This is a genomic window from Endozoicomonas sp. ALB032, from assembly GCF_049310125.1.
Lineage (GTDB): Bacteria > Pseudomonadota > Gammaproteobacteria > Pseudomonadales > Endozoicomonadaceae > Endozoicomonas_A.
Map to the genome: position 1 here is coordinate 2,456,297 of NZ_JBLYNW010000001.1, position 13,070 is coordinate 2,469,366.

At 46.8% G+C, this 13,070-nt stretch carries 7 protein-coding genes; 3 read left to right on the forward strand and 4 right to left on the reverse strand.

All coding sequences use genetic code 11. The features are described from left to right. Nucleotides 1–9 precede the first annotated feature (9 nt). Nucleotides 10–840, forward strand: a complete 831-nt coding sequence (gene dapF, locus ACO6VG_RS08865; RefSeq protein ID WP_422136614.1) for a diaminopimelate epimerase — start codon at nucleotides 10–12, stop codon at nucleotides 838–840. After that, the gene (locus tag ACO6VG_RS08870) at nucleotides 837–1,580 is read left to right on the forward strand and encodes a DUF484 family protein (protein ID WP_422136615.1); all 744 of its coding nucleotides are present in this window, start codon (nucleotides 837–839) and stop codon (nucleotides 1,578–1,580) included. Before dapF ends, ACO6VG_RS08870 begins: the two co-directional genes overlap by 4 nt. A gap of 42 nt (nucleotides 1,581–1,622) precedes the next feature. Here the strand turns inward: ACO6VG_RS08870 and ACO6VG_RS08875 are convergent, their stop codons facing one another. The 3 genes from ACO6VG_RS08875 to ACO6VG_RS08885 all read right to left on the reverse strand — a co-directional run bounded on the left by ACO6VG_RS08875 (nucleotide 1,623) and on the right by ACO6VG_RS08885 (nucleotide 9,095). Beyond that, the gene (locus tag ACO6VG_RS08875) at nucleotides 1,623–5,765 is read right to left on the reverse strand and encodes a CHY zinc finger protein (protein WP_422473571.1); all 4,143 of its coding nucleotides are present in this window, start codon (nucleotides 5,763–5,765) and stop codon (nucleotides 1,623–1,625) included. 314 nt (nucleotides 5,766–6,079) lie between these two features. Continuing rightward, complete coding sequence (locus ACO6VG_RS08880) at nucleotides 6,080–6,802, reverse strand: CHY zinc finger protein (RefSeq protein WP_422139736.1); 723 nt, start codon at nucleotides 6,800–6,802, stop codon at nucleotides 6,080–6,082. Nucleotides 6,803–7,016: 214 nt separating this feature from the next. Beyond that, nucleotides 7,017–9,095, reverse strand: coding sequence for a hypothetical protein (locus tag ACO6VG_RS08885; protein ID WP_422473573.1), 2,079 nt, complete (start codon nucleotides 9,093–9,095; stop codon nucleotides 7,017–7,019). Nucleotides 9,096–9,170: 75 nt separating this feature from the next. On the opposite strand from ACO6VG_RS08885, the gene ACO6VG_RS08890 reads away from it, so the two are divergent. Then, the gene (locus ACO6VG_RS08890; protein WP_422139738.1) at nucleotides 9,171–9,299 is read left to right on the forward strand and encodes a hypothetical protein; all 129 of its coding nucleotides are present in this window, start codon (nucleotides 9,171–9,173) and stop codon (nucleotides 9,297–9,299) included. Between the two features lie 309 nt (nucleotides 9,300–9,608). On the opposite strand, the gene ACO6VG_RS08895 is transcribed toward ACO6VG_RS08890, so the two are convergent. Next, a complete protein-coding gene (locus ACO6VG_RS08895) occupies nucleotides 9,609–12,902 on the reverse strand; it encodes an RING finger domain-containing protein (protein WP_422473575.1) in 3,294 nt (1,097 codons plus the stop codon). Nucleotides 12,903–13,070 lie beyond the last annotated feature (168 nt).

The following is a 13,070-nucleotide window of genomic DNA, read 5'->3' on the forward strand; positions in this document are numbered from 1 at the left end:
TATTGCGCTATGTTGTTGCACTTCACAAAAATGCACGGCCTGGGCAATGACTTTATGGTTGTTGACAGAGTCACCCAGTCCATACGCATTACGCCGGAAAAAATCCGCAGCCTGTCTGACCGGAATTTTGGAATTGGTTTTGATCAGTTGCTGATGGTTGAGCCGCCCACCGATCCCGATATGGATTTCCGTTATCGGATCTTCAATGCCGACGGCAGTGAAGTGGAGCAATGTGGCAATGGTGCCCGTTGTTTTGCCCGTTTTGTCAGGGACAAGAAACTGATTGGACGTGACACCATTCGTGTTCAGACTTCAGGTGGCAATATGGAACTCACCATTGAAGACAATGGCGATGTTACGGTGGACATGGGTATTCCGGTGCTGGAGCCTCAACAGATTCCGTTCAACGCACCATCCATGCAAACCACCTATGACCTTGATGTGGACGGAGAGCGTTTGATAGTGGGGGCAGTTTCCATGGGCAATCCTCACGCCGTATGGCAGGTGGAGGATATTAACCGGGCACCGGTTGAATCAATGGGTCCCAAACTGGAAGGCCATAGTCGTTTTCCAAAACGCTGTAATGCCGGTTTTATGCAGGTACTGGATGCCACAGAGATCAACCTCCGGGTTTATGAGCGAGGCGTGGGTGAAACCCTGGCTTGTGGTTCCGGTGCCTGTGCGGCGGTTGTCGCGGGTCGTTTACAAGGACTTCTGGATGAAGAGGTTCGGGTTAATCTTACCGGTGGCAGTCTTCTGATTCGTTGGCGGGGAGAAGGTCACCCGGTTATGATGACAGGGAGTGCCACCAGGGTATTCGAAGGACAAACAAGGATATGACAGACTCGGCCACCAGTGATAAAGCCTCAAACAAGAAAAACGCTGGCAGAGAAAACCAGATCACTGCTATGACGGCAGATCAGGTGATTCAGTATCTGAAGAACCATCCTGACTTTTTTTTGAATCAGGATGAACTGCTGTTGGATCTCAAGATTCCCCATGAAAGAGGGGAAGCTATTTCACTGGTTGAACGTCAGTTACAACTGCTCAGGAAACACAATCTTGAGTTGCGGCGCAGGCTTGGCAAACTGGTGGACGTTGCCCGGGATAACGATCGCCTGTTCGAACAGACTCGCAAACTGGTGCTTGGTATGCTGGAAAGTCAGGACCTTGAGCAGGCGACTGAAACCCTCAAAGATGGTCTGGAGCAGGATTTTGAAATCGATTTTCATTCCCTGATTCTGTTTACCCGCCAACCAGCCAATCTGACCATCCGGGAAGAAGATCCTGATACAGCGGATGAAATTCTGGGTGATCTGCTTTCAGGCTTCAGGGATAAACAATCTTCCGGTCAAAAGGTCATCTGTGGCCGAATGAAGTCCCGCGAACTGGAATTCCTGTTTCCGGACAACCATGGGGAAATCGGTTCAGTGGCACTGGCGCCATTGAATTTCCCGGATAAAGTGGGTGTTTTGGCACTGGGCAGCCGGGATGAAAATCATTTTCGGGCTTCCATGGGCAGCCTGTTCATTGGTTATCTCAGTGATGTGACCAGCCGCGTCTTGAGTCGTCTTATCTGAAGGAGGCTAAGCCAGCGGCGACTATTAAATCCGCTCAGACGTTTAATCATTGTGTTCATGCTCCTGAGTAAATAGGGGGTGTCTGCAAACAGGGCAGGTTCTTACCCCGTTATTAATCATTGCTATGGCACATTCCTTATGGACTTTGTGGGAGCAGGCTAATATCTGGCAGCCGCTAAAGGCATCTTCCAGACAGATGCAGCACTCATCGTGGCCTGAGTTTTCCCGACATTTGTGATTGCCCAATAGCCTGTTATCAAGGCAGACACCGCAAACATCACAGTGAAAGGAATTATCTGAGTTTATTCGGCAAATACCACATTTATCGCAGTGATGCGGTTTATTATGTGCTGTGGTGAAGTGTTTGCAAATTGCGCAGTAATATTCCGACATTTGCTCTCCACATCCGGGGCATGTCTGGGAATCTTCATTAATTTCTCCCTCATATCCACACAGAGAACACTTAAGCCGTACTGCATTGAGAGCCTTATGTGTAGCTGTACATGAAGGATCCTTGTTTTCGTTATGACATCTATGGCAGGGGAAATACCCCGGACAGCAAGGAAAACCCACAGAGCAGAATCTCCGGTAATGCTGGCACCCTGCTCCGTGAGACTCTTGCAGTGGAAGCCGTTGTAAATCTACGTTTGAACAGCCTGCCTGCTCATCGGGCGGGTTTGCATGCCCGCTTTGGGTGCACGGCTGCTGGTAAGGGGCAGAATATGAGTCAATGATCTGCAAAGTGTTGGCTGCGGCCATCTGTTGATTTTCTCCATGAGGCATATCGCTTACAGATGGTGGCCCTGAATCGGAGGAGTCAGAAGAGTTTTCCAGCTCATTGTGAGTGATCGAGTGATCGTGAGAAACAAAATCGGCTGAGATTCGCATCGTCGGCCAGACCTCTGCCATAGGTTGATCTGTTCGATCATTCATGCGGTTTGCTGATCGTAGCTGATGAAGCTCACGCATCAATATTGAATATTGGTTATTCAAGCTTCTGTTTTGATCTTCAAAATAAGTTACGCAGCCTCGCAACCCCTCAATATCTGCATTTAATTCTTGATTCTTTATCGTTAATTCATGATTTTCTACATTTAAGTTTCGATTCTCTATATCTGAATTTTGATTTTCTATTCTTAATCTTTGGTTCTCTGTTCTTAACATTTGGTTCAATTCTCTTAACTGTTCGTTTTGTCCAGTTAACTTTGCAATCTTTTCTTTATCTTTCTCCTGATCGCATCTTTGCAGCTCAATCATTTCTGTAAGCCAGTGGTATTGATTTGTAGCATGTTCTAACTCTCTTAAACTGCTATTCAAGTTTCCAAGTTCATAAAGGGCAGGGTTTTCGAATGCATTAAATGCATTTTCCGGAGCAATCGGTGAAGGATTTGAAGGCAGTCCGTTGCTATCCCACATCTGTGCAGGCAAAGAAGGTTGGGGATAAGTTTGGGCGACGAGAAGAGAAGCATCGGTCGTATGTTTACTTAAGAAGTCTTGATTTATCCCTGACACTTCCATATCGGATCGGTCACGTGCCCTACTGGCGTGATAAGCACCGTGTGAACGTCCTGCCTGTAATCGCCTTTCGAAAGGGCCGATTCGCTGATTGGTAAGTGCAGTCTGCTTTGGCCTTGCTCCCTGCTGTAAATATCTGTTTGTTGGTACGTTAGGGGTGCTGCCGGTGGCGCCAGAGGCACTTTGGAGGCTACCAACGGGCCGGAGTGAAAGAGTGTTTGAACTGGCCTTGAAGCCGTCAACAGACCAGATTGAATGTGTGTTTGCGCTTGCCTGGAAGCTATCAACGGGTCGGATTAAATAAGTGTTTGCACTTGCCTTAAAGCTATCAACAGTCCGGATTGAATGAGTGTTTGCACTGGCCTGGAAGCTATCAACTGGTCGGACTGAATCGGTGAATGAACTTGCCTGGAAGCTATCAGCAGGCTGGATTGAATGAGTGTTTGCACTGGCCTGGAAGCTATCAACTGGTTGGACTGAATCGGTGAGTGAATTTGCCTGCAAGCTATCAACTGGTTGGACTGAATCGGTCAATGAACTTGCCTGGAAGCTATCAGCTGGTTGGACTGAATCAGTGAATGAACTTGCCTGTAAGCTATCCACAGGCTGGATTGAATCGGAGAATGGGCTTGCATTGCTGACAATTATTTCGTTGGAGGTATTATCACCGTTACACTCGGATTGATGTTCATCAGGCTCGGGGCAGGCACCGTCAGTTGTGTCGTCGGAGATATAATCTCTGTTACGGATTAAAGACGCTTGTGGTGAAGACTCTTTTGGCGAAGGCGCTTGTGATGATGAGTAAGATTGCACCTGCCTCAAGAGTTTATCTGAAAAGCTTAATAATTCTTGAAACGACGGGTGCTGATCAAATTGCGTAATATTTATAAAAGGCTTGGGGAATGTAAACGGCCTTGCGTGGAACAAAATATTACTTCGTGTGGTTATATCTGATACTTTTCCTAACAGTTCACGAATAGGCCCAAGCGGTTTTTCATAGAACAGGAACAATTGAACAAAGTATTCAGTAAAGCAACATTGTTCAAATTGTCCTATTGGTGGCTGTTGGTCAGATTGATTGACCCTGTCAATTATGTCCTGAACAATCTTATACAAAATCATCAGGTTGTTATCGGCAGCTTCCGGCAGTGCCTGCTCAGGTGGAATAATCGGTTCACTTGTAGACAGGGTGCCAAGGTCATTCAAAGCCTGTGTTTCATCGCTCGTGGCTTCTATCAGCTGCCTGATAAACCGGTTGCGCACTGAGTTCTCACGGTAAGTACGCTGCAGTTCCAGTACCGCCTCAAGAGGAGTGACAGCATTACCCCTGGTGTTTGTGCTTTTGGTTTCCAGAACCTGCAAACGCTCAGGCATGTCCAGCTCATTCAGTATTCGCCTTAGCTTGTGAACGGCGTTGGGGTCGTTGCTCTTAATGATGGCGACAAGTTGGTTCGCAAGTACCTGAAGGTCCTGAGTCCCGGTGTTTTCTTCATTCTCATCTTCATCTTCATCTTCATTGTCGTCTTTTCTGTTATTCCAATCTTCACTGCTATCATCACCTTCCCCCGGTGATCTGCTCTCCTGACCTTCAGGTTCATCTCTTTGTTCTTTTTGTTGATAGTTATTTTCGTCCTTTGATTCTCTGTCTGGTGCCCTGCCAGTAGGTTCACCATCCCCATTGCCCGCTTTCAGGCCACTTGTCTTCAGGGCTGTGCGCTCAAGAAATAGTTTCAAACAGCCAAGCTGCCACTGAAGACTTTCGCTGGCCGGGCAAGAATTGGCGGCACGCTGCAAAAGGGTGTTCCAGAAATTAACATCGGTCAGTTGATTTACATCCAGGAAGTCAAGCCAACCAATGGGTATAACGGCCTCACTGGAAGAGCCATCTGCGTTGACGCGTGTCATCTTCAGACGGGCCGGAGACGGCTGTTCCTGAAACGAGATAGAATCCTTACCAATAAACATCAGCCAATTGATGATGGGGTTGAGGATAACCAGGTCTATTTCGAATAATCCCGATGGTCTGCCCCCACCACCTCCCCAGGGGGGAGGGGGAGGCAAGTAGAAGAAGCCGCCATTGCCACCACTGGGAAAATTGCCCGTGCCAGTGAACTGGCCTCCTGTCGATGACAGTGTGTTATTTCGGGATTGGCCGGTTTCCAGTCCACTGTTTGCTATGTTGTCGGGGTGGACCAGAAGGGTCATTGGAGCAATATGGGGCTCGTCCTTCAGCGGTTGATCGCTGGTTACAGAAGTCAACTCTGGTCTGTCTGCCGTCGTGGATTTTAAGCGAACAAGCGTGCCATTTTCAGAGGTACCCTGTGAGACATCCTGGAAGATGGGTGTTTGCTCTTCCTCCATTATCAGTAGCTGATAGCAATAGTCACTCAAGTCGTTCGTGAGCGATATTGCGATACTGTTCGAATCTTCTGGAGTCACAGGCGCCTTAAAGCAGAGAATGCTTTTTCGGTCATTAAAACCTTTCGGAAGCAGCAAGTTTACTTGCCACCGACTGACACCCTGCGGATCTGCAGCATCATTGATTTCAATCTGAACCCTGCTCCCGTCTAAATGATGTCGGTCAATGAGGGTTGAGGAGTAGCATAATGGCACAACCACCATAGCAAGCGGGAAAAGAACAAACGCCATGAATAAACGGTAAAAATGCATTCAAATCTTTCTATATAATTATGTTAATAACACCAATTCCACCCTCCTTGTCTGATATAAAAACGTCCGGACAATCTGTGCCGACTTTCTACTCTGGAAAAACAAAAGAGCATTATTGAGCGGTTTTATTATTCTTAGAACAAACAGATAATAGACAAGAATTTCTGAATTGCTATGTGGGTTGTATGCCTTTTATCGTAAAGTCTTGGGAAGCAGCAAACTCTGCACCGCCAGAAACTGCACAATAGCCCCTCCTTCCTGCACTATAAACATCAAGTGATTACCGGTGGTGATTATTTAATCCGGTCGGAGGGTTAATTGCTATTTTCAACTAACGGAGTATATAGAGGGCTTCTGCAAACAGGGCAGGTTCTTATCCCGTTTTTAACCAACTCAATGGCGCATTCCCTATGAATTTTGTGGGAGCAGGGCAGTATCCGGCAGCCGCCGAAGGCATCTTCCAGGCAGATGCAGCACTCATCGTGGCCTGAGTTTTCCCGGCATTTGTGATTGCCTTGCAACCTTATGTCCAGACAGACATTGCAAACATCGCAGTGAAAGTTCTCTTCCTTGTTTATTCGGCAAATACCGCATTTATTGCAGTGGAACGGTGTGATATTCATACTGGTGAAATGTTTGCATTTTGCACAGTAATATTCCGACATTAGCTGATTGCATCCCGGACACGTCTGTGAGTCTTCTGTAATGTCCCCCTCATAGTGACACAGAGAGCACCGAAGCCTTATTGCATCAACAGCCATGCGATCGTCAACGTCGCAGTCATTACTAATGTTGTGACATCTTTGGCAGGGGAAAAATCCGGCACAGCATCCAAAGTTCACAAGGCATAACCTCTGGTAATGACCGCATAATGAGTTTCGTTCTGGTTGCGCAGATGTATTTAACTGCGCGTTCGATGGGTTTGGCTCTTCATTCAGGGGGCTTGATTGCTGGTAACATGCGTGAGACTCTGCTTCGTTGTTTGCTATCGAGCCCGGGCTTGCCGCTGCCGTCTGATACCGTGCTTGTTGGTTCACATAGTCTACTGACTCTTCCAAACGGGCCCGCGAATCACAATACCTCCGATTCTCTCTTCTTAATCCTTGAACCTCTTCAGTTAATTCCTGATGCCCTCTTCTCAACCATTGAGACTCTGAAGTTAAATTCTGGTTTTCTCTTCTTAGTCCCTGAGCTTCTGAAGTTAACGCCTGATTCTCTCTTCTTAATTCTTGAACCTCTAGAGTTAACTCTTCAATCCGTTGTCTTTTTTTTTTCTTTTTCCTGAGCGCGTCTTTTCAGATCAACGAGAATAGAGTTATCGATCGAATGTTTAATTAAGAAGTTTTGATCTATTCCCAACTCTTCCAGATCAGATCGGTCGTCTGCCCAGTTGGATTGATGATGACCATGTGAATGTCTTGTCTGAGATCTCCTTTGGAAGGAGGCATTTTGGGGACCTGCAAGGGCAGGCAGCTTTGGTCTGGCTCCCTGCTGTAAGTATCTGTCAGTTGCTAAGCCAGGAGTGCTGTCGGTAGAGCGAGAGGCATTGTGGTAGCTATTAACTTGCTGGATGGAATGGGTGAGCATATTTCCATTGTTTGCAGTGGTAGTGTTAAAGGCAATATCTCTCTGACTGATTACAGGTTCTGTGAAAGGGGCTTGTAGTGAAGAGGCTTTTAGTGAGGAGGCATGTAGTGAAGAGGCTTGTAGTGAAGGGACTTGTAGTGAAGGCATTTGCAGTAACTCGATAGTATGCGCCTGCTTGATCAACTCATTTGAAAGGCGCACTAATTCAAGGCGCGATGGGTGCTGATTAAGTTGTATAAAGATATCGCGAAAAGAGATGGAAAAGGTAAATGATTGTGCAGAAATCATAATATCACGGCTGATGCCCGAATCTGATATTTTTCCTAACAGTTCACGAATAGGTACCAGTGGGTTTGAACAGAGCAGGAACAATTGAACAAAGTATTCGGTAAAGCAACATTTTTCAAAGTTTCCTATGGGTGGCTGTTGGTCAGATTGATTAACCCTGTGGATGATATCCAGAACAATCTTATACAAAATCATCAGGTTACTGTCGGCTGCTTCGGGCAGTGCCCAGTCAGGTGGGGCGATTGGTTGGAGTTCAGAGGGGTTGTTAAAATCATCCAGAATCCTTGTTTGATCACTCGTAGCTTCTATCAGTTGCCTGATAAACTGGTTGCGCGTTGAGTTCTCATCGAAAGAACGCTGCAGGTGCAATATCGCCTCAAGAGGCGTGACAGTATTGCCCGCAGTATTTGTGCCCTTTGTCTCCAGAACCTGCAAACGCTGGGGCAGGTCCAGCTCGTCCAGTATCTGCCTCAGCTTGAAAACGGCATCGGGATCGTCGCTCTCAATAATGGCTAAAAGCTGGTTAGCAAGTAGCTGAAGGTCCTGAGTCCTGGTGCTTTTTTCACTTTTTTTGCCATTGTTGTCTTTTCTTTTGTCACCATCTCCACTGCTATAACTGCCTTCTCCCGGTGAATTGTTCTCCTGATCTTCAGGTTCACCTTTTTTCTCTTCAGGGTGGTCGTTATTTTCGTCCTTTGGTGTTTTATCTGGTAAATCACCCGATGCTTCTCCATCCCCATCAGCGGTCTTTAAGACACCGGCATGATCTGTTTTCAGGGCTGTTTGCTCAAGAAATAGTTTCAAGCAGCCAAGTTGCCACTGAAGGCTTTTGTTGGCTGGGCAAGCAGTGGCGGCACGTTGGAAGAGAGTGTTCCAGAAATAAACATCGGTCAGTTGTTCAATATTCAGGAAGTCAAGCCAACCGACGGGTATAACGGCCTCACTGGAAGAACCATCTGCGTTAACGCGCGTCATTTTCAGACGCGCCCGGGATGGCTGTTCCTCAGTTGAGGTAGAATCCTTGCCTAAAGACATCAGCCAGTTGATGACGGGTTTCAGGATAACAAGATCTATTTCGAATAATCCCGTTGGTCTCCCTCCTCCCCCGGGTGGAGGGGGAGGCAAGTGGAAGAAGCCCCCGTTGCCACCACTGGGAAAATTGGCTTTGCCAGCGAGCTTGTCTCCTGTTGATGACAGTGTGTTATTTCGGGTTTGTCCGGTTTCCAGCCCACTGTCCGTGATCTCGTCGGGGTAGACCAGAAGGGTCAGTGGGATAGCCCGAGGTTTGACGTTCAGCGGTTGATCCGTGGTGACAGAAATAAGCTCTGGTCTCTCTGCCGTCGTGGATTTTAAGCGAATCAGTGTGCCATTTTCAGAGGCGCGTTCTGAGACATCATGGAAGAAGGGTATATGCTCTTCCCTTACTATTACTGGCTGATAGCAATAGTCACTCAAGTTGTTCCTGACCCATATCGAGGTACTGTCGTAATCTGCTGGCGCCACAGGTACTTTAAAACAAAGGAAGCTGTTTTGGTCATTGAAGCCTTCCGGAAGGAGCAAAACCATTTGCCACTGAATCACACCCTGCGGATCCGTGAAATCATCGATTTCAATCCGAACCCCGTGCCCATCGGGATGATGCTGGTCAATGAGAGTTGAGCAGTAGCATAACGGCACAACCGCCATAGCCAGCAGGAAAAGTACAAATGCTATGAATAAGCGGAAAAAAGTCCATTCAAATCTCGCTTTACAACTTGTGTCGACAATTCCAACCCGTACTCTTTGCCTGATAGAGTGCGTCAGAACAGTTCCACCCTGAAAAAATAAAGGAACATCTTTAGCCAATCCTGTTATTTGTTGTAGAAACAGAGAATAGCCAAGTATTTCTAAATTGCTATGTGGATTGCTTGTCTTGTGCGACAGAGCCTTCGGCAGCATCAATCTCTTAACCGGCAAAATACTTGTCTGTTATTCTTCCTTCCATAGTTCAGTGATTTTTGCAGAGTGGTGGCGACCATATGACACGAAATGGGTGGTTACCAGAAAACGGCTATTGGCGCTGAAGTTGGCTGAGAGTACCGTACCACTGTGACAGGTAGAGATTTCTTTTTTCGATGATGCATCGCCCTCCAGGGTATGGATTTTTGTCTTCCTGTCGATAGTGAAGGTCGCCGCAAAGCGGCTATCGGTGCTGAAGGTGGCTGAAGGGAAACAGACCCAATCTTTATAAAGGGTAGGGCTGTCTTCTTTCCATGATCCATTGTCATTCTGGCAATACTCTTTGCTTGCCCTGTCGATACTGGTGGTTATCAGACGTCTGCTACTGGGGGTGAAGGTGGCTGAGAGGACCTTATGGTAGTGGCAGATAGTTATTTCTTCTTCCCATGATGCATCGGTTTTTTTGCCATAGATTTTCGCCGTATTATCGTCACTGGCGGTCGCCAAATGGCATCCATCGGCGCTGAAGGTAGCTGAGTTGATCCGATCTTCATGGGCAATGATGGCTTTTTTTACCCATGGTCCATTGTTCTGCCTGCCATAGATTTTAACCAGGTCATCCCTGCCAACAGTCATCACATGGCAGTCATCAGGGCTAAACCCGGCTGATTGGATCGGGCCATCGCTGTCGATATGGCTAATGGTCAATTCTTTTTCCCATGAGCCATCGTCCTGTTGGCCATAGATTATTGCCGTAGCATCGTCACTGGCAGTCACTATATGGTGGCTATCAGCGCTGAAGGTAGCTGAGTTGACAGCGTCATCATGGGTAATGATGGTTTTTATTTTCCATAATCCATTGGCCAACCTGCCAGTGATTTTTACCATGTTATCTTTACCGACAGTCATCACATGGCTACTATCGGGGCTGAAGGCGGCTGATTGGATCGGACCATTGTGTCTAATGGTGACTTCTGGTCCCCATTGTCTGTTGTCTTTTTGGCCAAAGATTATTGCCGTACGATCTTCACTGGCAGTCACTACATGGTGGCTATCAGCGCTGAAGGTGGCTGAGTTGACCTTACCAGTATGTTGAACACAGTGTTCTTCTTCCCATGATGCATCGTCCTTCTGGCCAAAGATTTTCGTTGTGTGATCTGTGCTGGCAGTTACTACGCGACAATTGTCGTTGCTAAAGCTGGCTGATTTGACCGGACCATTGTGGCGGATAGTGACCTCCTCTTCCCATGATCCGTCGGCCTTATAGCCGTAGATTTTCGCGGTACAGTCGTCACTGGCGGTCACCATCCGGCGGCTATCAGGGCTGAAGGAGGCTGAGTTGATCTCAAGGTCATGGGGAATGTTGGCTTTTGTAACGGGATGAATTATTGTCCTCAAGATATTGACGAACTGTGAGTCATCTGGACCCTGATTGTTGTGCCTGCAAAGTTGGACAAAATGGTATAGGGCTTCATAACATGTTTCTGTTATATTCCATTCCTTAACGGCTCTATTTGCACTGTCTAACGAATGACAATTGCCGTATTTTTTCAATAGACTGATAAAGTCGTTAAGTTTTTCTCTTAAGTCATTTAATTCTGATCGACATACAGGACAAGTTTTAACTGAAAGGTCAGATAGCCCTTTTTGGAGCCACAGATTTAAACAATGCACATGAAAAACGTGATGACATGGCGTTTTCACTAATCTTGCTGTGCGTGAAAAGCGCTTACAACATATTGGGCACTTATTATCAGTAATTTGTGCATGTTTCACCTTATCCACTTTAAATGTATTATCGCGAAAGGCATTGATATTTATATAATCATCCATTGTTTTCTTGCCAGGCACAGCCATGGCTCTATCCGCACCGACAAAAGATGATGTACTTGCCAGACGAGTTGAATGACCACCGTGTGATCGTCTTTTCTTTAATCGTTTTTGGCGCAGCCCATTTGCCTGATGAGTAAGGGCGGGTTGCTTTGGCCTTGCTCCCTGCTTTGAGTATCCAGTACCAGAGGCACTTTGGCAGCTATTAACTTGTGGGGTAGAACTCATTACTGGCTCATGGGGTGAAGGGTCGGTACGCAGCTGAATTAACTGTTCATTTACGAAATGTTGTAATTCATGAAGCGCCGGGTGTTGATGAAAATGTGCAAAGGTATCTGCAAAAGAGGCAGGAAATGTAAATGATTGTGCAACGGTTATAATATCAATCCTTATGGCTAAATCTGATATTTGTCCTGACAGATAATGAATAAGCTCAAGTGGGTTAGAGTAGGTCAGGAATAACTGGACGAAGTATTCAGCAAAGCAACGTTTTTCAAAGTGTCCTACAGGTGGCTGTTGGTCAGATTGATTGACTCTCTGGATTATGTCCTGAACAATCTTGTACAAAATCATCAGGTTGTTGTCACCAGCTTCGGGTATTGCCGGGTCCGGTGGAATTATTGTCTGGAGTGCAGGCAGAGTGTCAAGGTCATTCAAAGTCTGTTTTTTATCGCTTGTGGCTTCTATCAGCTGCTCGATAAATGGGTTGCGCAATGAATTCTGTTCGAGAGAACGCTGCAGTTGCAGTACCGTCTCAAGAGGAGTGATACTTTCATCCCTGCTGTTTGTGCCTTTTGTTTCCAGAACCTGCAAACGCTGAAGCATGTCCAGCTCATCCATTATTTTCCTGAGTTTAAAAACGGCACTGGGATCGCCGCTTTCAATGATGTTTATAAGCTGATTTGCAAGTACCTGAAGGTCTTGAGTGGAGTCATTATTTTTAGTCACCGATTCATCGTCGTCTTTTCCGTTATTGCCATTCCCATTGCCATCATGGCCTTCACCCGGTGATTGGTTTTCCTGATCTTGAGGTTCTTCTCTTGTTTCCTTTTGATGGTGGTTATTTTCGTCCTTTGGCTTTGGATCAGGTGCTCTGCCAGAAGGCTGCCCATCGCCGTTACCTGCCTTCAGGCCACCGTTATGATTTGTCTTCAAGACCGTTCGCTCAAGCCATGGTTTGAAACAACCAGGCTGCCATTGGAAGCTTTCGCTGGCGAGGCAGGAGAAGCCGCCACTCCCGCTACCGGGAAAATCGTCGATGCCAGCGAGCTTGCCACCTGACAATGTCTGTGTGTTATTGCGGGTTTGGCTGGTTTTCGGTCCGATGTCAGCCAGGTTGTCGGAATAGGTCAGAAGGGTCAGAATCCGAACCTCGTGCCCATCTGGATTATGCTGGTCAATGAGGGTGTAAGAGTAGCCTGACGGTGCAATCACCATAGCTGGTAATGACAGGACAAAGGCCATGAAAGCTATAAATGTGCGGTAAAACTGCACTGAAGTCTCTCTGTAACCTGGTCGATAATATCCAATCCGCCCTCTTTGTCTGATAGAAAATGCCGGGACAATCGGTGCTGACTTTTTGCTCTGGAAAAATAAAGGAACGGCATTGGCCAATCTCATCATTTGCAGTACAAACAGAGGATAGCCAAAAATTTCTGAATC

Coding starts and splice junctions, on each gene's coding strand:
- dapF (WP_422136614.1), top strand. CDS start 10: ATGTTGTTGCACTTCACAAAAATGCACGGCCTGGGCAATGACTTTATG.
- ACO6VG_RS08870 (WP_422136615.1), top strand. CDS start 837: ATGACAGACTCGGCCACCAGTGATAAAGCCTCAAACAAGAAAAACGCT.
- ACO6VG_RS08875 (WP_422473571.1), bottom strand. CDS start 5,765: ATGCATTTTTACCGTTTATTCATGGCGTTTGTTCTTTTCCCGCTTGCT.